Origin of the sequence: Sphaerisporangium sp. NPDC088356 (assembly GCF_040685555.1) — a bacterium.
In the GTDB taxonomy this organism is placed as follows: domain Bacteria; phylum Actinomycetota; class Actinomycetes; order Streptosporangiales; family Streptosporangiaceae; genus Sphaerisporangium.
Map to the genome: position 1 here is coordinate 1 of NZ_JBFBIK010000078.1, position 20,871 is coordinate 20,871.

Genomic DNA, 20,871 nt, shown 5'->3' on the forward strand with positions numbered 1-20,871 from the left:
ACCGTTTCTATCCGACCCCCGGGCAGGCCGAGGAGCTTGCCCGGACGTTCGGCTGCGTCCGCCTGGTCTACAACACGCGGAGCGTCGCGAGCAGCCGGGCGGCCTCGGGGCCCGGGTGGCGGGAGAGCAGTTCGGTCAGCGCCTCCGAGGTGGGAGACGCGGGCCACCCCTCGGCCGGCGGCGGGTCCACCGCGCCCAGCACCGCGCAGGCGAGCCGGTGCTCACCGGGCGCGTGGGCGTCGGTCAGGGTGGGGATCACCGTGCGGGGCGCCATGACGTTGGTGCCGGGCAGGGCCTGGACGAGCCGTCCGGTCCGGGCGCCGGCGAGGTCGTCGATCACGCACGTTCCCGAGGGGGAGGACACCCGGGCGCGTGCGGGGCCGGTGTCCACAAGGCCGAAGGGGACGTCGCGGTCCAGCGCGAACCCGCCCTCCGCCGACCTCAGATGCCGCCCCGTGGACAGGTGATGCACCCGGATGTGCCAGGGAGGGCACGCGATCAGCCAGGTCTCGACCTCCACGTCCGGCCATGGGGTCCATCGCAGGTGCAGGAGCCCGTCGCGCACCGTGGAGTCCCGTGGCACCTCGCAGGGCCGCCAGTGGACGCCGTCCTCGCTGAGCGCCAGGGTGCTGTCCGGCGCCGCCTGCTCCAGCCCCCACGAACCGCTCGGCACGCTGAACCCGAAGGTGGTGGAGTAGGCGAACTTGGCGTACTTCGCGGCGCCGTTGCGCACCCAGGTGTGATGCTGCTGCCCGCTCAGCATGACGACCTGGCGGCCCTCGTCGCAGCGCATCAGCGCGACGCCCGCCTCGGGCTGGTCACTGACCACAGGCAGGGGCGGCGCGGCCCGTTCCTCGGCGGTCCAGAAGGGGTGCCCGGCGGGCAGCGCGAGGGGGAGGAACGCCTTGAGCGCCCAGTAGGGAGAGCCCGGGCCGTTGTACTGCTCGGTGAGCGCCGGCTGGGCGTAGCCGTAGCCCAGGGTGAGCAGCCCGGAGGGATCCTGGATCGGCCGCCGCAGCCACCAGCCCAGGTGACGCATCAGGTGGCCCTTGACCGTGCCCCAGGGCAGGGCCTCGACACCCGCGAACGCGAGCGCGCCCCAGAACGCGCCCTGGGCGAAGCGGTAGGTGAGGCTCCGGCCGAAGGGGACGGCCGCTCCGTCGGACGCGAACCAGTGCTGGAAGTCGAGCGCGAACTCGGCCGCGCGCTCGCGGAACCGCTGGGCGCGGCCGGGGTCGCGCTCCCCGGCGAGCGCCGCGTAGATCAGGCCGTAGTAATGCATCGCGAACGGAACGTAGTAGTCCCGCTGGGCGGTGGGGCCGTCGCTGTACCAGCCTCGCCCGAGGGCGAAGGACTCCAGCCGATCGAGGCGGGCGGCGTTGGGCATCCGGTCGTAGGCGACGCCGACGCGATCGAGGCCGAGCCCTACCAGGACCGGGAAGAACCCCCAGTTGTTGTCCGCGTGCTCGGCGGCGATGGCGTTGAGCAGCCAGGACCGCAGGTTGTCCCTCTCTCCGCCGCTCAGCGGGTCCCAGACCGTCTCGGGGGTCAGCGCGAGCGCGAGGCCGATGGCGGCGCTCTCCACAAGCCGCTGGTCGATGCCGGTGACCTGGCCCCAGAACTCCTCGTGCCCGGGGTCGGTGCCGGCGGCCAGCCCCCGGCGCCACGGCTCCCAATGGTCGAACGAGCCCCCGCCGGCCGCCAGCGGCGCGAGCCCCCACAGCGGGCGGGCGAACGACTCCAGCTCGGCGGCGTCGTCCGAGTGGTGCGCGGCGTTCTCGCCGATGCGCAGCCGGGCACCACCCGGGCTGAAGTGGGGGATCAGCGGCTCGGTCAGCCCGCGTACGAGCCGGCGCAGGTCCTCACGGTCGCGCGGCACGGCCGGCCGGATCCTCTGCATCCGGTAGCTCTCCATCCCAGGTGACATTGGCTTCTGACTGAGACTGGCCTCCGCACCGCGATCTTGTCAATACTTAGTTTAAGATCCTTATGGAAGGGGTGGACGCTCTTGGCGGCGGAGTTTCGGAGGGCTTCTTTTGTTACTTAGTTTAAACATAGAATCCGCCGCATGACTGTTCGTCGCGGAGAGTGCGAGTACCGGCCGGCAGCGGTGGAGGCGGGCCGATGACGGTCGTCGAGCTGGCCATGAACCCTGGTCTTCCCGGCAGGTTGTTCCCGCCCGCCGTGGCCGCCCGCCTTCGCGCGGTGGCCGAGATCGACCTGGCCTCGCCGCTGACCGAGTTCCGCTCGCCCGGGGCGCGGGAACGCCTGCGGCGGGCCACGATCCTGCTGACCGGCTGGGGCAGCCCGCCGCTCGACGAAGAAGCCCTGCGGGACGCTCCCGGCCTCCGGGCGGTCGTCCACGCCGCCGGCACCGTGAAGGGTCATCTGGGCCCCGCCGTGTTCGCCCGCGGCATCCAGGTCAGCTCCGCCGCGGCGGCCAACGCCGTGCCCGTGGCCGAGTACACGCTGGCGATGATCCTGCTGGCCAACAAGGCCGTCCCCGCCCTGGCCCGGGAGTACCACGCGCGGCGCGAGGACCTGGCGCTGATCGGGCGCGGCGACGACGTCGGCAACCACGGCAGGGTGGTCGGGGTGGTCGGGGCGTCGCGGATCGGCAGGCGGGTGCTGGAGCTGCTCCGTCCCTTCGACCTCTCGCCGCTGCTGGCCGATCCCCACGCCGACGCGGTGACGGCCGCCGCGCTGGGGGCCCGGCTCGTCGGGCTCGACGAGATCTTCTCGCTCAGCGACGTGGTGTCCCTGCACGCTCCCGCGACCCCCGAGACGCGAGGCATGGTGACCGCGCGGCGGCTGGCGGCGATGCGCGACGGCGCGACCCTCCTCAACACCGCCCGCGGGTCGCTGGTCGACCAGGACGCGCTGGTGGCCGAGCTCGTCGCGGGGCGGCTGTCGGCGGTGCTCGACGTCACAGAGCCCGAGGTGCCCCCGGCGGGCTCGCCCCTGTGGGATCTGCCCAACGTCGTCCTCACCCCGCACGTCGCCGGGTCGCTCGGCAACGAGGTGGCGAGGCTCGGCGCCGCTGCGGCCGAGGAGGTGCTCCGGCTCGCCGCCGGCGAGCCCCTGCTGCACCCGGTCGACCCCGAGGCGCTGCCCATCACCGCCTGAGACATGTTCAGCTCTTCAGCCCGCTGAAGGCGATTCCCTCCATGATCCGCCGCTGGAACACCATCAGAACGATGATCACCGGGATGACGGCCAGCGCGGCCCCCGCCATGATGTAGTAGGCGCGGCCCGACTCGCTGCTGGCCAGCTGCTGCAGGGCGAGCGGCAGCGTGTACAGGTCGGGGTCGTTGAGCACGACCAGCGGCCACACCAGGTCGTTCCAGTGGAAGATGAAGCTGGTGATCGTGACGACCGCGAGCACCGGTTTGGAGAGCGGCAGCACGATCTTCCAGAAGATCCGCATCCGGCCCGCGCCGTCGATGAGCGCCGCCTCCTCAAGCTCGCCCGGCAGCGTCAGGAAGAACTGGCGGAGCAGGAAGATGTCCAGCACCGAGGCCACGTTCGGCAGGATCAGGCCCCATCCGGAGTCGAACATGCCGAGCGCCTGGGTGATGTGGATGCGCGGCACCAGCAGGGTGATCGTCGGCACCATCATGCCCGCCAGCAGCACGGCGAACAGCTTGTCCCTGCCGGGGAAGGGGATGCGGGCGAAGGCGTAGGCGGCCAGGGCGTCCACCAGGAGCTTGGCCGGCACGAGGATCAGGCAGACCCACACGCTGTTGAGGAACGCGCGGCCGAGCCCGCCGATCTGGATGACGTGCTCGTAGTTGTCCAGCGTGGGCGACCACTCGCCGGTCTTGCGGTCCAGCGGGAGCAGGCTGGGCACCTTGGTGTAGACGTCCGGGCCGTGCTTGAACGAGGTGGCGAGCATCCACACGAACGGGACGACCGACACGAGCACCAGCAGCACCAGCGCGACGTAGATGGGGGAGAGCCGTAGCGTTCTCACGACACCTCCTGCTTGACGAACCTGAACTGCAGCGCGGTAATGATCATGATGAAGGCCAGCAGGATGAACGACATCGCGCAGGCCGCGCCCATCGCGTCGTACCGGAAGGCGAACAGGTAAAGGTGCAGCACGTAGGTCAGTCCCGCCTGCTCGGGCCCGCCGGTGACGCTCCTGCCGCCACCACCGGAGAAGATGACGTAGACCAGGCCGAACACCTGCAGCGCCGCGATCACCCCGGTCACCAGCAGGTAGAACGTCGTGGGCCTGAGCATCGGGACCACCACCCTCCAGAACCGCTGGACCGGCCCCGCGCCGTCGATGATCGCCGCCTCGCGGATCGACGACGGGATGCCCTTCAGCCCCGCCAGATAGATGATCATCGAGATGCCGCACTGCCACGCCGCGATGAACGCCAGAGCCGGAATGACCAGCTCGGGGGTGTTGAGCCAGTTCTGCCGGGGGATGCCGAACAGCCCGAGGAAGACGTTGATCAGGCCGTACTGCGGATCGTAGAGCCAGCGCCAGATCGCGCCGACGGCCGTCTCGGCGGTGACCACGGGCAGGAAGAGCAGCAGCCTGAACACGTTGGAGCCCCTGCGGACGGCGTTGATGAGCAGGGCCTGGCACAGCGCGCTCCCCATGGTCAGCGGCACCGCGATCAGCGTGTACTGCAGGGTGACCTTCACCGACTGCCAGAAGTGCGGGTACCTGGCGTCGTCGAACAGCAGGTCGGTGTAGTTGGTCAGGCCCACCCAGTTCGGCGCGGAGCGCAGGTCCCAGTCGGTGAAGCTGTAGTACAGGGCGGCGAGCGCCGGATAGAGCAGGAAGACGATGAAGTACACCATCGCGGGAGCGATCAGGAGCCAGCCGATGACGCGATCGCTCCGCCCGAACCCCGGGCGGCGGCGCCGCCCGGGCGGGGGCGTCACAGTGGGCTTCTCGGCCACCACTGGAGTTGCCACGCTTGCCTGCCTCTCGGTCAGCCGGTCCAGCCGAGCAGGGTGCGGGTCTTGTCCGCGGCGGCGGTGAGGGCCTGCTGGGCGGTGGCCTTGCCGCTCTCCGCCGACTCGATCGCGGGGGCGATGATCTCGTCGTTGATCTGGATCCACTCCGGCACGGGCGGGCGGGCCTGGGCGACCTTCAGTTGCTCGAGGAACGCGGCCTGCTCGGTCCCGAAGGTGGCGGCGTCCCTCTCGGCGGCGGCGATGTTGGTCGGGAAACCGCCGAGCGCCTGGGCCAGCTTGGTGTTGTTGTCGGCGTTGGTCAGGTAGGCCAGCCACTTCCAGGCCAGGTCGGCGTTCTTGCCCTTGGTGAACACCACCGCGTTCTCGCCGCCGATGTTGCCGGCCGGCTCGGTCTTGTACGGCAGCGGGGCGACGTTGAACTCAAGGTCGGGGAACTGGTCCTTGATGTTGGCCACGTCCCAGGGGCCGGAGACCATCATGCCGGCCAGGCCGTTCTCGAAGGGCTTGTCGGAGTCGGTGATCTCCCTCGGCGAGGACTTGAGCAGGTCGACCCAGAGCTGCAGCGCCTCGACGGCGGGCGGCTGGTCGAACAGGATCTTCTTGGCCTTCATGTCCGCCATCTGGCCGCCGGCGCCGGCCACGAAGCCCGGCCACATCCAGCCGCCGTAGCCGTCGCCCTTCGGCACCACCATTCCGGCGATCTTCGGGTCCTTCTGGTGGATCTGCGTCGTGATCTGCTTCAGCTCGTCCCACGTCTTGGGCGGGGTCGGGACGAGCTTCTTGTTGTAGAAGAGCCCGACCGTGGTGTGGTCCATCGGCACGCCGTACAGCTTGTCGTTGACGCGGTTGGTGTCGAGGGCCCCGGCGTACAGCGCCTTCTCGTCGATCGTGCCGGCGGGCATCTCCCTGATGGTGCCGTCGAGCGCGTAGCGCGCGACGAGCGGCTGGTCGAGGGTCCCCGCGTCCGGGACCGAACCGCTGGCGACTGCACTGCCCAGCTTGGTGTTGTAGTCGTCCTTCGGGATCTTGACGATCTTGACGCTGACGCCCTTGTTGGCCTTCTCGAAGTCCGTACGGAGCTTCTCGACCACCTCTCCGGCCTGCGGCGTGCGGTCCTGGAACATCCAGTAGGTCAGCGTGGTGGTCGCCGCCGCTCCGCCGGAGCCGCCACCGCCACACGCGGTGAGCCCGGCGAGCAGCGCCATCGCGGCGGCCGTCCCTGTCACTCTCCTGATCATTTCGCTCTCCTTCATGGGGGGTTTCACAGAAGATAATCTAAGTATCGAATTAAGGTCAGCACTTCTGAGAAACGCTTTGGTAACACGGCTATCGGGCCATCTCAGGCTCTACCGGACCCGTACGTGACGGGTTCCTTCGCCTTCGGAACTAACATGGCCGTGAACTCGTGGAGGTACGTCATGGCAAGGCCCGAGCGCAGAACGCTGCGCGATGTCCGCAAAGGCAACCGCGCCATGCTGCTGCGCACGCTGTACTTCGATGGGCCGGCCAGCCGCAACGACCTCTCCGTGCTCACCGGGCTGAGCGCCGCCACGGTCAGCACCATGACCGGCGGCCTGCTGGGCGACGACATCATCATCGAGGCCGGCCAGGTCGACTCCGACGGCGGGCGCCCGCGCGTGCTCCTGCGCGTCAACCCCCAGTACGGCTACGCCATCGGCGTCGACGTCTCCGACACGCACGTGCGCGTCGAGCTGTTCGACCTGGAGATGCACCAGCGGGCCAAGGTCGAGTACACCCTGAGGCCGGCCCGCCACGACCCCGAGCTGGTCGCCATGCACATCCTCGCCGGCATCGAGGTGGTGCTCTCCGACGCCGGGGTGCCCCCCGAGCGGGTCCTCGGCGTGGGAGTCGGCGTCCCGGGCATCGTGGAGCGCGGCACCGACGTGCTCATCCACGCCAAGGCCTTCGGCTGGGACGGCGTGCCCCTCGGAGCGCTCCTGCGTGCCGGCACCTCGCTCCCCCTGCACGTCGACAACGGGGCCAAGGCGATGGGCCAGGCCGAGCTGTGGTTCGGGTCCGGCCGTGGCGCGGCGAACGCCGTCATCGTCCTGATCGGCGCGGGCGTGGGGGCGACCGTCGTCGCCGACGGCGCCACCTTCCACGGGGTGAGCAGCAGCGCCGGCGAGTGGGGACACACCAAGATCGTCGCGGGGGGACGGCCGTGCCGGTGCGGCGGGCGCGGGTGCCTGGAGGCCTACATCGGCGCCGAGGCCATCCTCGAGAGGGCCGGGGTCTCCACGCAGAAGGCCGGCTGGCAGGAGGAGCTGACCCGGGTGCTGGCCTCGCGCTCACCCGTGGTGGAGGAGACGGTGAGCTACCTGGGGGTGGGCCTGGCCAATCTGGTCAACCTGCTCAATCCCGAGCGCATCATCATCGGCGGCTGGGTCGGGCTCCTGCTCGGTGAGACCCTGCTGGCCGAGATCCGCGACGTGGTCGCCGAGAACTCCCTCGCGCAGCCGTACGCCGCCAGTTCTCTGGTGCTCGGCCGTCTCGGCCCCGACGCCGTGGCGCTCGGCGCCGCCACCCTGGTCATCGAGGAGTTCCTCAACGCCACCCCGGCCGCCCGCATCACCGCCACCGGCTGACCGGCCCGCCTTCCCTGTGGGTCTTCAGGAACGCCGTGACGCTCGGGCGGGGAGGCCGAAGCGCACGGGGACGCCGGGGGAGTACAGGACGCTCGCGGGTTCTCCGGCGGGTGAGGGCAGTCCCGCCGCCGCGACCAGGTTCTCGTCGCAGGCGATCAGCTCCGCTCGGTGCAGGGGCCAGCGCGGGTGGGTGTTGGGCAGGTACATCGGCCGCCCGAAGAAGTCGTTGTGCATGCCCCAGCGGGCGGTCAGGAAGTGTTCGAGCTCGGTGGGCTCCTCGATGCGCTCGCCGGTCCGTATGATGACGCGGCTGTGCGCGCCGCGCGGCCCCGGCCGGCGCCGGGTGCTGGTGTAGGCGATGGTGTCGCCGTCGTGGCGGATGGCCATCCGGGACCACACGTACGGGAGCCGGAAGGCGGCTCGCGCGACCAGCACCGGGATCAGGCGGGAGGCGTCGAGCGAGCGGAAGACCACCCCGCGCCGGCCGTGGGCGTCCAACGAGTAGAGGCGGACGTTGGTCTCGGGGAATGTGCCCAGGTAGGGGATGCCGGGGAGGCGGAGCCACCCGATGCGGTGCATCCGGAAGGCGACGAGGCCGACGTAGGTGACCCCGTCGAGGGTGTCGGGCACGGTTCCCGCCGGAAGCAGGGGCGCCACGTCCGCCGGGCCGGCCGCCCAGTGGAGGAAGGCCATGTCAAGCCACGACTGGGTGAGCAGAGGGCGCGGCGTGGTGCGCGGCGGGTCGGCCGTGACGGGTTCCGGGACAAAGGGCGTGTGCGGCACAGTGCCAGCCTCCCAGAACCCGCACCCGGGGAAGCGAAACCCCGGGCCGGCGGCCTGGGGGGAAGCGAAACCCCGGGCCGGTGACCTGGGGAAAGCGAAAACCCCAGGTCTGTGACCTGGGGTATCGGGGGGTGGGCGATACTGGGATTGAACCAGTGGCCTCTACCGTGTCAAGGTAGCGCTCTCCCACTGAGCTAATCGCCCTCGATGAGGAATCAGAGCGGACGACGGGATTCGAACCCGCGACCCTCACCTTGGCAAGGTGATGCTCTACCAGCTGAGCCACGTCCGCATGATCACTCGGAAGTCGTACCCGGGTGATGCCTGTCCAACTTTACCGGATCCCGGAGGTGCGAGATCCCGCCGAGGTGGAGACGGGATTTGAACCCGTGTACGCGGCTTTGCAGGCCGCTGCCTCGCCTCTCGGCCACTCCACCAGGATCTTCGAGCGGACGACGGGATTCGAACCCGCGACCCTCACCTTGGCAAGGTGATGCTCTACCAGCTGAGCCACGTCCGCGTGAACCTTGGGGAAACGATCCCCGGTCACGCAAAGACTCTAGCGCGTCCGGAGACCCGGTGTGCGCAGTCCACGGCGCGAGGCGTAGGTGATCGCGAGGTTTATCGCATTCCCGTACGCGCAGTTGGCGTGCGTGTGAACCGATGGCCGAGGCCGCCCCCAGGGACACCTCGGCGGCGTTTGAGGGCATATCTTGCCCGAAATCGGGCAGGAATCTTGGCGTGTCATCTCTTTCCTGCGTAAAGTCCCTGCCTGTGTCAACGGCACGGCATCCCTATGAGGATCTGATCGCTCACCTGACCCGGACCACGTCGCTCGGGCCCGGGGAGGCCACGCGCGTGGTGGCCGAGGTCGTGGCGTACTTCTCCGAGTCCGTCGAGGAGTTCGTCCGTCGCCGCCACGGGGAGATGAAGGCCCGAGGTCTCACCAACGAGCAGATCTTTCCCGCTATCGCGGCCGAGCTGTCCGCCCGCCGCGTCGCGGCACCAGAGCTGTCCCTGCGCCAACTCCGCCGCATTGTGTACGGCTAGCGCACCAAGGAGATCTATATGTGTGGAATTGTCGCTTATATCGGGCCGAAGGATGCGGCGCCGATCCTGCTCGAGGGTCTGCAGCGCCTGGAGTACCGAGGCTACGACTCGGCCGGTCTCGTGGTGAACAACAAGGGTCTGAAGGTACGCAAGGTCAAGGGCAGGGTCGCCGATCTGGCCGCGGTCGTGCCGGCGAGGTTCAAGGGCGGCCTCGGCATCGGCCACACCCGCTGGGCCACGCACGGCGTGCCCAACGACGTCAACGCCCACCCGCACCTGGACGGCAAGGAGCGCATCGCCGTCGTCCACAACGGGATCATCGAGAACGCCGACGAGCTGCGCGCCAAACTGGTCGCCGACGGCGCCGTCTTCCTCTCCGAGACCGACACCGAGGTCCTCGCCCACCTCATCGCCCGCACCGCGCAGGAGACCGACTCCCTGGAGGACGCGGTCCGCAAGGCGCTGAAGAGCATCGTCGGCACGTACGGCATCGCCGTCATGGACGCCGAGCGCAACGGAGAGATCGTCGTCGCCCGCAACGGCAGCCCGATCGTCATCGGCATCGGTGAAAAGGAGATGTTCTGCGCCTCCGACGTCGCCGCCCTGGTCCGCTACACGCGCCAGGTCGTCCACCTGGAGGACGGCGAGCTGGCCGTGCTCAAGGCCGACGGCTTCCACACCTTCACCATGGACGCCCGCGCCACCTCCAAGGAGCCGCTGACCGTCGACTGGGACGCCGGGCACTACGACACCGGCGGTTACGAGCACTACCTGCTCAAGGAAATCTCCGACCAGCCAGAGTCGGTGGCGCGCACGCTGCGCGGGCGCCTCGACGCCCGGTTCAACATCGCCCACCTCGGCGGCCTCAACCTCGACCCCCGCGAGACCCGCGCGTTCCGCCGCGTCAAGATCATCGGCTGTGGCTCGGCGTACTACGCGGGCCAGATCGGCGCCCAGCTCATCGAGGAGCTGGCCCGCATCCCCGCCGACGCCGAGCCGGCCTCCGAGTTCCGCTACCGCAGCCCCGTCGTCGAGCACGACACGCTGTACGTCGCCGTGAGCCAGTCGGGGGAGACCTACGACACCCTGGCCGCCGTCCAGGAGCTCAAGCGCAAGGGCGGGCGGGTGCTCGGCGTCGTCAACGCGGTCGGCAGCGCGATCGCCCGCGAGGTCGATGGGGGCGTCTACCTGCACGCGGGGCCCGAGGTCTCGGTGGCCTCCACCAAGGCGTTCACCTCGACGGCCGTGGCGTTCGCGCTGATCGCCCTGCACTTCGGCCGCGTCCACGACCTGTCGCCGGCCGACGGGCGGCGCATCGTGGAGGGCCTGCGGAAGCTGCCCGAGCAGATCGAGGAGATCGTCAAGCAGAGCGACGCCATCGAGGCGCTGGCCCACAAGTACGCCACCCACCCCAGCATGATGTTCGTCGGCCGGGTGCGCGGCTACCCGGTCGCCCGCGAGGGCGCCCAGAAGCTCAAGGAGATCTCGTACGTGCACGCCGAGGCGTACCCGGCGAGCGAGCTCAAGCACGGCCCGCTGGCGCTCATCGGCCCCGAGATGCCGACCGTGGCGATCGTGCCCGACGACGAGCTGCTCGACAAGAACCTCACCACGCTCGGCGAGATCCGCGCCCGTGGCGGCAAGGTGCTCATGGTGGGTCACCGCCTGCCCGACAGCAAGCTCGTGGAGGACGTGATCGTGGTGCCGAAGAACGAGGTCGAGCTGGACCCGATCCTGCTCGGGATCCCCCTCCAGCTGCTGGCCTACCACGCGGCCGTCGCCCTCGAACGCGACGTCGACAAGCCCCGCAACCTCGCCAAGAGCGTGACGGTCGAGTAGCACCGCGCCCGTACGGACGTGAGGCGCGCGCGTCGTACAGTCGTCGGGTGAGCAACCTGGAGCGGGACCCGCGTGAGACGGTGTGCGGCGGCCGGGGCGAGGCGGGGGAGGGGCCGGCGCGCGACCTGCTCACCGGCCGCGACGTGGTCCTGGGCGGACCGCGAGGCATGAAGGTCACCAGGACCCTGCCCAACCGGGAACGCCGGATGGTCGGGGCCTGGTGCTTCGTGGACCACTACGGGCCCGAGCCGGCGAGCATGCGGGTGCCGCCGCACCCGCACACGGGTCTGCAGACGGTGAGCTGGCTGCTCGAAGGCGAGGTGCTGCACCGCGACAGCGTCGGCAGCGAGCAGTTGATCAGCCCCGGTCAGCTGAACCTCATGACCGCGGGCCGCGCGATCTCCCATTCGGAGGAGTCGCCGGGGGAGACGGTGCTGCACGGGGTCCAGTTGTGGGTGGCGCTTCCCGGCGGCTCCCGCGACGCCGCCCCCTCCTTCGAACACCATCCGGTGCTGCCGGTGCTGGACCTGCCCGGGGTCGCCGTCACCGTGATCGCCGGGGAGCTCGGCGGGCTGTCGTCACCGGCGCGGATCCACACCCCTCTGGTCGGCGCCGAGATGACCTTCGACCACCAGGCGACGATCAGCCTCCCCGTGCGTCCGGACTTCGAGTACGCCGCGCTGACCCTGTCCGGGGGCGTGGAGGCCGACGGGGTGCGTCTCGATCCCGGTCCTCTCCTCTACCTCGGGTCCGGCCGTTCCGAGCTGGCCTTCCGCGCCCGGCGGCCGAGCCGGGTCCTGCTCCTCGGCGGCGAGCCGTTCGAGGAGGAGATCGTGATGTGGTGGAACTTCGTCGGGCGCAGCCACGAGGAGATCGAACGGTTCCGCAAGGAGTGGTCGGAGGGAGTGGAGTTCGGCACCGTCGAGGGCTTCGAAGGCGCGCCGCTCCCCGCCCCGGCCCTGCCGGGCACCCCGCTCAAACCCCGAGGTCGCCGCAGGTAGGACTCCCATTAGCGGGCGGCCTCCGGCGGATGGCAGACCCCCGCACGGGCCCTGGAGATCGGAGCACTCGCCCGACTCGCTGATCTTGCTGTGTGAGGGGGACGTGCCTAAGATCTAGGCGTCTCAAGTCTCAATGTGGAGGCGGCGGTGGACTTCCGGCTCCTCGGTCCTGTGCGGATCCGCGACGCCAAGGGCGAAGAGATCCACGTCGTGCGCGCCAAGCACCACCAGGTTCTCGCCGCCCTGCTCTCGGCCGCCAACAGGGTGATCCCGGCCGGCCGGCTCGTGGACTACCTGTGGGACGACGCGCCACCGCCCTCCGCTCGGGGCAACCTCAAGACGTACGTGTGAGCGTTGCGCCGGCTCATGTCGCCCGGTGACCCGGCGTCCGCGCCGATCGAGACGGTGGGGGTCGGCTACCGCGGCTCGGTCTCGGGATGCACGCCGAGGTGATCACCAGGCTGCGCCCGTGGCTGCGCGACCAGCAGGCGATCGAGAGACTGTTCGACGTGCGCCTGGTGGACAGCCTGACCCCGGACCGCTACACCATGCACGACCTGATCAGGCTGTACGCGAAGGGACGGGCGGAGGACACCGACCCTGAGGAACGCCGGGTCGCCGCGCTCCGTCGCGTGCTGGGTCTCTATATCGCCACCACCTCCGCGGCCCTGCGCCTGCTGTACCCCCATCGCGTTCACGCCACAGGCGCGCGAGACCGGTGACCTGTTACACCAGGCGATGGTGCTCAGGCGTCTGGGCGAGACGTACCTCGCCCACGGGGACATCCCGGCTGCCCGCACTCACCTCGAACGGTCGCTGGCGTGGTTCGGCGGCGCGCAGGGCACCGAGCTTTCCGAGGCGCTCGTCGCGCTCGCCCGGTCGGCCCGGTTGCTGGGGGAGCTGGACGAGGCGTCGGCGCGCATCCGGGATGCCCTGGAGGCGGCCAGGGAGAGCGGAGACCGTCATGACGAGCGGCGTGCCCTCGAAGAGCAGGCCGAGATCTGCCGCCACCTCAGCTGAGACCTGGCGAGTCGCCTTGCCTACGTCACCGGATGTCCGCGAACTTTTGTCCTCAACAGCGAGTCGATCACAGGGAATCAACACATCTCAGGAGACACGATGCGCAATCGCTTACCCCATGCCCTGCTGACCATATTGCTGTGCACAGGGATGCTGACCGGGATAGGGAACGCTGTGCCGGACCGGGACTCCCACGGCGTCCAGCTGGCCGATGGCATGCACAACCCGGGTCCCATAGGCGCTTGCTGCTGAGCGGTCGCCGTACGTCTCATCCCTCCAGCCGACGATCAAGGCCGGCGGCGGCGTGATCTCCCGTGGCGCGAACGCTCACCACGCCTCAGACAGAGATCCGCACATCCCACGGTCGCGCCGTGGCCGAACCGGCACCTTCCCCCGGGACGGGAACCGCGTCCCCCGAACGGGGGATCCGCGCCCGGCCGGGCCTCAGAAGCCATCGCGAGCGGGAGGGGGTGAGGAGCTGTCAGGGAGCAGGGATAGGCGTTGTTGTTCGGCTTCGACGATCTCGCGGGCCAGTGACTGCTCGGAGACGTCGACCGCGTCGGGGGTCGACTCGGCGAGGTCGCTGCGCCGGGCGTAGGCGTCGAAGAGCCCGCTCTTGGTGCGCAGGATCTCCAGCATGCGCTCGTCGACGCTGTCGGCCGCCAGGAGGCGGTGCACCTGGACCTTGCGTACCTGACCCATGCGGTGGGCCCGGGCGACGGCCTGGCTCTCCATGGTCGGTTTGACCTGCGGCTCGCAGATGATCACGATCGACGCGGCCTGCAGGTTGAGGCCGACGCCGCCGGCCTGGATCTGGCTGAGCAGCACCGCGTGCCCCTCGGCGGAGGTGAACTCGTCGACCATCTCCTGGCGGCGGGTGGCCGTGAGGCTTCCGGAGATGGGCCCATGGACACGGCCGTTCACGGCACGGTCAGCACGGCTGTTCATGCCACCGCGAGCACGGGTGTTCACGGCGTCGTCAGCACGGCTGTTCACGCCACCTTGAGTACGGGTGTTCGCGGCGCGGGTGTTCGTGGCGTCGCCGGTGCGGTGGGTCGTGACAGCCTGGCTGTCAGGGGCGGTCGTGCCGGTCAGGGTGTCGTGTACGGCGGCCAGTACGTCGCGGAAGTAGGAGAAGACCACGACCTTCAGGCCGTTGCCCTCGGCCTCGCCGACGATCTCGCGCAGGCGTTCGAGCTTGGCCGACTTCTCGGGGTCGGCGTAGGCGGCGCGGCGCATGGCCATGAAGTTCCCCGCGGCCACGGCCTTACGGTAGGCGTCGGTGTCGGCCGTGCTGAGCTCCTCCCACTCGTCCACGTGGACCAGGTCGGGCAGCTCTGTGAGTACGTCCTGCTGGTTGCGGCGCAGGTAGACGGGGGCGACGGCCCTGCGGAACGCCTGCGGGCCGGCCGCCGCGTCGCTTCCGCGGATTTCGGGGACCAGTTCGGGCCGCAGGTGCCCGACCAGGCTGCGGAACTCCTCGACGCGGTTCTCCATCGGGGTGCCGGTGAGAAAGAGCACCCGATCGGTACGCTCACACCACCCGGCGACGGCCTGGGACCGGCGGGCGGCGGGGTTCTTCACGTAGTGCGCCTCGTCGACGACGAGCATCCCGAGCGCCACGTCGCCGGGGACCTCCAGCCGGTGCAGCCCGTCGATCGTGGTCACGGCCACGTCGCCGCGCCGGGTCCACTCCGAGAGCGCGGCGGCACGCTCGGGGCCGTGGACCCTGTAGGCCGTGAGGGTGCTGCGGCTCTCGATCTCGCGGGTCCAGTTGATCAGCACGCTGGCCGGGCAGGCGACCAGGAAGTGCGTACGGCCCTCCGCCTTCAGGTGGGCGAGCGCGGCGATGGCCTGGATGGTCTTCCCCAGGCCCATCTCGTCGCCGAGGATCACCCGCCGCTGGGCGAGGGCGAAGCGCGCGCCGAACGCCTGGTAGCCGCGCAGCGAGACCCTGCGGTGGGTGTCGTCGAGCGCCTGCGCGTTGACCCGCGCGGACACCTCGTTCGGCAGGAAGCCCTCGGACGCGACACGGTCGGGTTCGAGCGCCGCGATCTCGGCGAGCAGGTTGTAGTACTCGGGGGCGCGGATCTCGAAGTCGATCCACGCCTCGACGGCGCTCACGGGCGGGCGGAGCAGGTCGACGGCGGCTTGGGCGAGCAGCAGTCGCGTGCCCTCGGAGCCGGCCTGCGCGAGCAGGGCGCCGATCCGCGCGACGGCGTCCCGCGCCTGTTCACGGCCCTGCCGGCCGGTGAGCGCCATCCGCAGCCAGCCCTGCGCGGGCCGGGCGGCGGGCATCAGCGGCGTCAGCCTCTCGACGGTCCCCGTGGCGGCGTCGCGGGCACGCGGGAGGTCGGGGCCGGCGGTCACCAGGCGGTTCAGCGCGACGAGCAGGGCCGTGGTGCCGGGGTCCTGCCTCTCGACGTCGACGCGGATCGCGACGGTCTCCTCGGCCGCGCGGGCGATCTGCCCGGCGGCGGCGCGCACCTGGGCCGCGGTGCGGGCGCCGATCCCGGGAACCAGTTGCAGCGCGTACGGCGTGGCGTCCAGGACGCTCTGGACCGTCGTGTAACCGGCCTGTTCGAGGGCCCCGAGGCGCAGCCGCCCGTCGGTGACGTCCTTCAGCCGGGCCACGGGGATGGAGCCCAGCTCGTCTCGCGCGAGGCCGGCCCGCAGCGACGACAGCGCCCGCTGTACGTCGGCGCGGACGCGCGCGTGGTCGGCGAGCAGTGTGCGCGCCGCGGCGAGAAGGCGTTCGGACTCCCGCAGGAGAGCCCTGACCTCCTTGCCCGTGGGTGCCGTCCCCTCCTGCTCGCCCACGTCCAAATCCTCGCCCTCCGCCACCGCCGTCCGGGTCACATGATTACACGACCGGGCGCACCGCCCGACGCACCTCGTGTGGAAATGCCTTGAACTGGGCATTTAGTCATATATCGGGGGAAAGGGCATGAGTCATGCGTCGTCGGGAGGTGCTCGCGCTCGGCGCCGGGCTCGTCGCGCTGGCCGCCGGATGCGGGAGCACCACCGGTTCGCGCACGCTCTCCTCGACGTGGCTCTCGATGGTCGTCCCAGGGCCGTACGGCGGCGAGTCGGACCGGGTCGCGCGGACCCTCGCGGGCGCGGCCGAGCGGGCCGCCCTGGCCGGCCAGGTGCGGGTGGTCAACCGCCCGCCGCACGTCGCGCTGACGGAGTTCGCCCGCGCGCGCGGCGCCGACGAGATCCTCATGGCCGAGCCCGGGCTGGTCGGCACCGTGCGCACCGTCCGGCCCGCGGGCGCCTTCGCGAGCACCACGCCGCTGGCCAGGCTCTGCGGTGAGTGGGAGGTGCTGGTCGTCCCGGTGTCCTCGCGCCTCGGGTCGTTCGGCGCGTTCGCCGACGCCATGCGGCGCGACCCGGCCAGGCTGGCGGTGGCGGGCAGGGCCGAGGGCGGGATGGACCACGTGCTGTTCGGCATGCTCGCCCAGAGCCTCGGCCTGGACGCACGCCTGCTGCGGTATGTGGCCTACCCGACCAGCGCCGAGGCGGTCACCGCGCTCACGGGCGGCCAGGTGGCCGCCGCGCTCGGCAGTCAGGCCGGGGTGCGGGAGCGCGTACGGGCCGGAGAGCTCCACGTGCTCGCGGTCTCCTCGCCCGACCGCATCCAGGGATTCGACGCCCCGACGCTGCTGGAGTGCGACGTGCACCTGTCCTGCGCCAACTGGCGCGGCCTCCTCGGCGTGGGCGACCTGGCCGACGACGACCGGGCCGCCCTCATCCGCCTGTGCCACGACGTCGCGGACTCGGCGCGCTGGAGGGAACTGTGCGCGCGGAACGGCTGGACCCCGTTGTACCTGGAGGGCGAGGAATTCCGGCAGTGGCTGCGCGTGGAGTCCGCCCGGCTGAGCCGCGCGCTCGGCGACCTCGGCCTGCGCGTGTGATAACCAGGCCCCGGCGAGCTCGCCCCGCGCGTGTGGTAGGGGCTCAAGGGGTTCCACATGATGGCCCCTGACACAACCTGTAGGGGTTGTTGCGGCAGCGTCCACTACATGTAGGATCCTGATCGTTGCTGGTTCGCTCGTCGGGGCGAGGTAAGAGGGAACCCGGTGTGATTCCGGGGCTGCCCCGCAGCGGTGAGCGGGAACGACCGCCGTCACATCAGCACTGGGCCGCACGCGGCCTGGGAAGCGACGGCCACTAGGCGTGAGAAGACGCCCGCGAGTCCGAAGACCTGCCGGTGACATGTCGTCCAGGCCTCGAGGGAGGGCAGCGGACGGGGTATCCGGCGTGCCCGCTCGGCAAGGCCCGCCGGTCGTGCTCCGACGCGTGCCCTCTTCACGGGCTACCGAGCGCTACGAGGAGAGCACGTGACCCTGACACGCGAATTGCCGTACCAGGCCGGGGAGAGGCGCCTGGCCATCGAGGAGGCCGCCGCCCGGGTCGTCACCGACCCCGCCAACTCCCGGGTCGCCGCCGGGCTGCTGGCCGAGGACATCGCGGAGGAGGCGGCGGCGCACGGGGTACGGACGTTCTCGGAGTCGATCGCCGCCACGCACCACGCGGGGCTGATCCAGGACGGGCTGGCCGAGTTCGTGCGGGCCAACGCGGCCCTGCTGGACGACCTGGTCGACCCCGAGGGAGATGCCCGGTTCGAGTACTTCGGGCTGCGCACGGTCTACGACCGCTACCTGCTGCGCCACCCCGTCACCCGGGGCGTGCTCGAAGCGCCGCAGCACTTCTTCCTGCGCGTGGCCTGCGGGCTCGCGGACACGGTGGCCGAGGTCGCCGAGCTCTACCGGCTGATCTCGACGCTGTCGTACCTGCCCAGCTCACCGACGCTGTTCAACTCCGGGTCGCGGCGCCCGCAGCTGTCGTCGTGCTTCCTGCTCGACTCGCCCCGCGACGAGCTGGAGGCCATCTACGAGCGGTACGGGCAGATCGCCAGGCTGTCGAAGTACGCCGGAGGCATCGGGGTCTCCTGGACCCGGGTGCGGTCACGCGGCTCGCTGATCAGGGGGACCAACGGCCTGTCCAACGGCATCGTGCCGTGGCTGCGCACGCTCGACTCCAGCGTCGCGGCCGTGAACCAGGGCGGGCGGCGCAAGGGCGCGGCCTGCGTCTACCTCGAACCGTGGCACGCCGACGTCGAGGAGTTCCTGGAGCTGCGCGACAACACCGGCGAGGACGCCCGCCGCGCCCACAACCTCAACCTGGCGAACTGGATCCCCGACGAGTTCATGCGCCGGGTCGAGGACGACGGCGTGTGGTCGCTGTTCGACCCCAAGGACGTCCCCGAGCTGGTGGACCTGTGGGGCGAGGAGTTCGACGCCAGGTACCGGGAGGCCGAGGCCGCCGGGCGGTACGTCCGCCAGTTGCCGGCGAGGACCCTGTACGGCCGCATGATGCGCACCCTCGCGCAGACGGGGAACGGCTGGATGACGTTCAAGGACGCCGCCAACCGCGCCTCCAACCAGACGGCCAGGCCGGAGAACGTCATCCACCTGTCCAACCTCTGCACCGAGATCCTGGAGGTGACCAGCGACGCCGAGACCGCCGTGTGCAACCTCGGCTCGGTCAACCTCGCCGCGCACCTCGTGGACGGCGACCTCGACTGGGCGCGGCTCCGCTCCACGGTGGCGACGGCGGTCCGCTTCCTCGACCGGTCCATCGACCGCGGGTACTACCCGACGCCCGAGGCCGGGGCCGCGAACAGGCGCTGGCGGCCGATCGGCCTCGGCGTGATGGGCCTCGCCGACGTCTTCTTCTCGCTGCGGCTCCCCTTCGACTCGCCGGAGGCGCTCGCGCTGTCCACGCGGATCGCCGAGGAGATGGCGCTCGCCGCGTACTGGGAGTCCGCGAGCCTCGCCGAGGCGCACGGGGCCCATCCGTCGTACGCCGACACGCGCGCGGCCGGGGGAGTGCTGCACCTCGACCACTTCCCGGCGGCCGGCCCCGTGCACCCCGCCGAGTGGGCGGAGCTGCGGGAGCGCATCGCGGTCACCGGCCTGCGCAACTCGCTGCTGCTGGCCGTCGCCCCCACCGCGACCATCGCCTCGATCGCCGGATGCTACGAGTGCGTCGAGCCGCAGGTGTCCAACGTGTTCAAGCGCGAGACGCTCTCGGGCGAGTTCCTGCAGGTCAACCGCTACCTGGTACGAGACCTCCAGGAGCGCGGGCTGTGGACGCCGGAGATCAGGGACGCGGTCAAGCGCGCCGACGGGTCCGTGGGCGAGATCGCCTCGGTCCCCGAGGACCTGAAAGCCCTGTACCGCACCGCGTGGGAGCTGCCGCAGAAGGCGCTGATCGACCTGGCCGCCGCGCGCCAGCCGTACATCGACCAGTCGCAGTCGCTCAACCTCTTCATGGCCACCCCGACCATCGGCAAGCTGTCGTCGATGTACGCCTATGCCTGGCGATCGGGGCTGAAGACCACCTACTACCTGCGCTCGCGCCCGGCGACGCGCATCGCGCAGACCACCGTGGCGGCCGAGTCCAGGGTGGTATCCCCGCCGTCCCCGTCCGGCGCGGCGCCCGTTCCGGTGCTCGTGGCCGACCCCGACGCCGTCGCGTGTTCCCTTGAGAACCCCGAGATCTGTGAGGCCTGCCAGTGATGCTGCTCGACCCCGGAATGGACCTGACGTTGCGGCCGATGCGGTACCCGGAGTTCTATGAGCGGTACCGGGCCGCGATCCGCAACACCTGGACGGTCGAGGAGGTGGATCTCCAGTCGGATCTGGCCGACCTGGCGAAGATGAGCCCGGAGGAGCGGCACCTGATCAACCGCCTGGTGGCGTTCTTCGCGACCGGCGACTCCATTGTGGCCAACAACCTTGTGCTCAACCTGTATCAGCACGTCAACGCACCCGAGGCGCGGCTGTACCTCTCGCGGCAGCTCTTCGAGGAGGCCGTGCACGTCCAGTTCTACCTCACCCTGCTGGACACCTACCTTCCCGACCACGACGAGCGGGCCAAGGCGTTCGCGGCGGTCGAGCACATCCCGTCGATCAGGGACAAGGCGGAGTTCTGCTTCCGGTGGATCGACTCGATCAACGGCCTCAGCCGGCTGGAGGACCGGGACGACCGCAGGGCGTTCCTGCTCAACCTGATCTGCTTCGCCGCCTGCATCGAGGGCCTGTTCTTCTACGGCGCCTTCGCCTACGTGTACTGGCTGCGCTCGCGCGGACTGCTGGGCGGGCTGGCCACGGGGACGAACTGGGTGTTCCGCGACGAGTCCATGCACATGGAGTTCGCCTTCTCGGTCGTGGACACCGTGCGCGCGGAGGAGCCGGAGCTGTTCGACGACAAGCTGGGCGCGCTGGTGACCACGATGGTCGAGGAGGCGGTGGCCGCCGAACTGGCGTTCGCCCGCGACCTGTGCGGTGACGGCCTGGCCGGCATGAGCGCCGACCAGATGCGGGAGTACCTGGAGTACGTCGCCGACCGGCGCCTGGCGCGGCTCGGGATGCCCATCCGGTACGGCACGGCCAACCCGTTCGCCTTCATGGAACTCCAGGACGTGCAGGAGCTGGCGAACTTCTTCGAGCGCAGGGTCTCGGCGTACCAGGTGGCGGTGGAGGGCAGCGTGAGCCTGGACGAGGCCTTCTGAACACCCTGATTTCCCCCATTCAGCGTCACACGGTAGTAAAGACGACGAAGGA

Annotated in this window: 17 protein-coding genes, 4 tRNA genes, 1 pseudogene and 1 riboswitch; of the genes and pseudogenes, 12 read left to right on the forward strand and 10 right to left on the reverse strand. The window is 70.4% G+C overall.

What is annotated here, in order from left to right; translation table 11 throughout:
• Positions 1-74: pseudogene (locus AB0O34_RS25040) on the forward strand (helix-turn-helix domain-containing protein); the annotation flags it as partial.
• Here AB0O34_RS25040 and AB0O34_RS25045 read toward each other — a convergent pair.
• Positions 68-1,900, reverse strand: coding sequence for a DUF2264 domain-containing protein (locus AB0O34_RS25045; protein ID WP_363919212.1), 1,833 nt, complete (start codon positions 1,898-1,900; stop codon positions 68-70). The pseudogene AB0O34_RS25040 and the gene AB0O34_RS25045 overlap by 7 nt on opposite strands.
• A 224-nt stretch (positions 1,901-2,124) precedes the next feature.
• Here AB0O34_RS25045 and AB0O34_RS25050 point away from each other — a divergent pair, with 224 nt between their 5' ends.
• Positions 2,125-3,126, forward strand: coding sequence for a hydroxyacid dehydrogenase (locus tag AB0O34_RS25050; protein ID WP_363919214.1), 1,002 nt, complete (start codon positions 2,125-2,127; stop codon positions 3,124-3,126).
• Positions 3,127-3,133: 7 nt separating this feature from the next.
• On the opposite strand, the gene AB0O34_RS25055 is transcribed toward AB0O34_RS25050, so the two are convergent.
• From AB0O34_RS25055 to AB0O34_RS25065, 3 genes are read right to left on the reverse strand one after another with little or no spacing between them, the layout of a single operon-like run.
• Entirely contained in the window at positions 3,134-3,973 is an 840-nt protein-coding gene (locus AB0O34_RS25055; protein ID WP_358556769.1) for a carbohydrate ABC transporter permease, read from the reverse strand.
• Positions 3,970-4,935 carry a sugar ABC transporter permease gene (locus AB0O34_RS25060; protein ID WP_363919216.1) on the reverse strand — a complete coding sequence of 322 codons (966 nt, stop codon included), beginning with the start codon at positions 4,933-4,935 and terminating at the stop codon, positions 3,970-3,972. The genes AB0O34_RS25055 and AB0O34_RS25060 overlap by 4 nt, the downstream gene beginning before the upstream one ends.
• Positions 4,936-4,952: 17 nt before the next feature.
• Positions 4,953-6,176 carry an ABC transporter substrate-binding protein gene (locus AB0O34_RS25065; RefSeq protein WP_363919218.1) on the reverse strand — a complete coding sequence of 408 codons (1,224 nt, stop codon included), beginning with the start codon at positions 6,174-6,176 and terminating at the stop codon, positions 4,953-4,955.
• A gap of 180 nt (positions 6,177-6,356) precedes the next feature.
• Between AB0O34_RS25065 and AB0O34_RS25070 the strand changes: the two genes are divergently transcribed.
• Positions 6,357-7,544: an ROK family protein gene (locus AB0O34_RS25070; RefSeq protein WP_363919220.1), complete on the forward strand. Its 1,188-nt coding sequence runs from the start codon at positions 6,357-6,359 to the stop codon at positions 7,542-7,544.
• Between the two features lie 24 nt (positions 7,545-7,568).
• Here the strand turns inward: AB0O34_RS25070 and AB0O34_RS25075 are convergent, their stop codons facing one another.
• The 5 genes from AB0O34_RS25075 to AB0O34_RS25095 all read right to left on the reverse strand — a co-directional run bounded on the left by AB0O34_RS25075 (position 7,569) and on the right by AB0O34_RS25095 (position 8,847).
• Positions 7,569-8,327, reverse strand: coding sequence for a DUF2071 domain-containing protein (locus tag AB0O34_RS25075; protein WP_363919222.1), 759 nt, complete (start codon positions 8,325-8,327; stop codon positions 7,569-7,571).
• Between the two features lie 132 nt (positions 8,328-8,459).
• Positions 8,460-8,531 (reverse strand) — tRNA-Val (locus tag AB0O34_RS25080).
• 15 nt (positions 8,532-8,546) lie between these two features.
• Positions 8,547-8,619: transfer RNA gene (locus AB0O34_RS25085), tRNA-Gly, on the reverse strand.
• Between the two features lie 74 nt (positions 8,620-8,693).
• Positions 8,694-8,764 (reverse strand) — tRNA-Cys (locus AB0O34_RS25090).
• A gap of 10 nt (positions 8,765-8,774) precedes the next feature.
• A tRNA-Gly gene (locus tag AB0O34_RS25095) sits at positions 8,775-8,847 on the reverse strand.
• A gap of 254 nt (positions 8,848-9,101) precedes the next feature.
• Between AB0O34_RS25095 and AB0O34_RS25100 the strand changes: the two genes are divergently transcribed.
• The 6 genes from AB0O34_RS25100 to AB0O34_RS25125 all read left to right on the forward strand — a co-directional run bounded on the left by AB0O34_RS25100 (position 9,102) and on the right by AB0O34_RS25125 (position 13,237).
• Entirely contained in the window at positions 9,102-9,377 is a 276-nt protein-coding gene (locus tag AB0O34_RS25100; protein ID WP_363919224.1) for a hypothetical protein, read from the forward strand.
• An 18-nt stretch (positions 9,378-9,395) separates the two neighbouring features.
• The gene (gene glmS / locus AB0O34_RS25105) at positions 9,396-11,216 is read left to right on the forward strand and encodes a glutamine--fructose-6-phosphate transaminase (isomerizing) (protein WP_363919225.1); all 1,821 of its coding nucleotides are present in this window, start codon (positions 9,396-9,398) and stop codon (positions 11,214-11,216) included.
• Positions 11,217-11,263: 47 nt separating this feature from the next.
• Positions 11,264-12,217, forward strand: a complete 954-nt coding sequence (locus AB0O34_RS25110; RefSeq protein WP_363919228.1) for a pirin family protein — start codon at positions 11,264-11,266, stop codon at positions 12,215-12,217.
• Between the two features lie 147 nt (positions 12,218-12,364).
• Positions 12,365-12,568 (forward strand): hypothetical protein, encoded by a 204-nt coding sequence (locus AB0O34_RS25115; protein ID WP_363919231.1) that lies wholly within the window; start codon positions 12,365-12,367, stop codon positions 12,566-12,568.
• 86 nt (positions 12,569-12,654) lie between these two features.
• Positions 12,655-12,939, forward strand: a complete 285-nt coding sequence (locus tag AB0O34_RS25120; RefSeq protein WP_363919233.1) for a hypothetical protein — start codon at positions 12,655-12,657, stop codon at positions 12,937-12,939.
• A 16-nt stretch (positions 12,940-12,955) separates the two neighbouring features.
• On the forward strand, positions 12,956-13,237 hold the full coding sequence (locus tag AB0O34_RS25125) for a hypothetical protein (protein WP_363919236.1): 282 nt from the start codon (positions 12,956-12,958) through the stop codon (positions 13,235-13,237).
• Positions 13,238-13,681: 444 nt separating this feature from the next.
• Here the strand turns inward: AB0O34_RS25125 and AB0O34_RS25130 are convergent, their stop codons facing one another.
• On the reverse strand, positions 13,682-16,057 hold the full coding sequence (locus AB0O34_RS25130; RefSeq protein WP_363919238.1) for an SNF2-related protein: 2,376 nt from the start codon (positions 16,055-16,057) through the stop codon (positions 13,682-13,684).
• A gap of 134 nt (positions 16,058-16,191) precedes the next feature.
• On the opposite strand from AB0O34_RS25130, the gene AB0O34_RS25135 reads away from it, so the two are divergent.
• The 3 genes from AB0O34_RS25135 to AB0O34_RS25145 all read left to right on the forward strand — a co-directional run bounded on the left by AB0O34_RS25135 (position 16,192) and on the right by AB0O34_RS25145 (position 20,819).
• Positions 16,192-17,154: a tripartite tricarboxylate transporter substrate-binding protein gene (locus AB0O34_RS25135; protein WP_363919240.1), complete on the forward strand. Its 963-nt coding sequence runs from the start codon at positions 16,192-16,194 to the stop codon at positions 17,152-17,154.
• A 112-nt stretch (positions 17,155-17,266) separates the two neighbouring features.
• Positions 17,267-17,467, forward strand: a riboswitch (cobalamin riboswitch).
• Positions 17,468-17,580: 113 nt separating this feature from the next.
• Positions 17,581-19,824: a ribonucleoside-diphosphate reductase subunit alpha gene (locus AB0O34_RS25140; RefSeq protein ID WP_363919242.1), complete on the forward strand. Its 2,244-nt coding sequence runs from the start codon at positions 17,581-17,583 to the stop codon at positions 19,822-19,824.
• Positions 19,824-20,819 (forward strand): ribonucleotide-diphosphate reductase subunit beta, encoded by a 996-nt coding sequence (locus AB0O34_RS25145; protein ID WP_363919244.1) that lies wholly within the window; start codon positions 19,824-19,826, stop codon positions 20,817-20,819. The genes AB0O34_RS25140 and AB0O34_RS25145 overlap by 1 nt, the downstream gene beginning before the upstream one ends.
• The last annotated feature ends 52 nt before the right edge of the window (positions 20,820-20,871 follow it).

What these genes read in the sequence shown, in the direction of transcription:
- AB0O34_RS25045 (WP_363919212.1), bottom strand. Translation starts at nt 1,900, where the DNA reads ATGCAGAGGATCCGGCCGGCCGTGCCGCGCGACCGTGAGGACCTGCGC.
- AB0O34_RS25050 (WP_363919214.1), top strand. Translation starts at nt 2,125, where the DNA reads ATGACGGTCGTCGAGCTGGCCATGAACCCTGGTCTTCCCGGCAGGTTG.
- AB0O34_RS25065 (WP_363919218.1), bottom strand. Translation starts at nt 6,176, where the DNA reads ATGATCAGGAGAGTGACAGGGACGGCCGCCGCGATGGCGCTGCTCGCC.
- AB0O34_RS25070 (WP_363919220.1), top strand. Translation starts at nt 6,357, where the DNA reads ATGGCAAGGCCCGAGCGCAGAACGCTGCGCGATGTCCGCAAAGGCAAC.
- glmS (WP_363919225.1), top strand. Translation starts at nt 9,396, where the DNA reads ATGTGTGGAATTGTCGCTTATATCGGGCCGAAGGATGCGGCGCCGATC.
- AB0O34_RS25120 (WP_363919233.1), top strand. Translation starts at nt 12,655, where the DNA reads ATGCACGCCGAGGTGATCACCAGGCTGCGCCCGTGGCTGCGCGACCAG.
- AB0O34_RS25125 (WP_363919236.1), top strand. Translation starts at nt 12,956, where the DNA reads ATGGTGCTCAGGCGTCTGGGCGAGACGTACCTCGCCCACGGGGACATC.
- AB0O34_RS25135 (WP_363919240.1), top strand. Translation starts at nt 16,192, where the DNA reads ATGCGTCGTCGGGAGGTGCTCGCGCTCGGCGCCGGGCTCGTCGCGCTG.
- AB0O34_RS25145 (WP_363919244.1), top strand. Translation starts at nt 19,824, where the DNA reads ATGCTGCTCGACCCCGGAATGGACCTGACGTTGCGGCCGATGCGGTAC.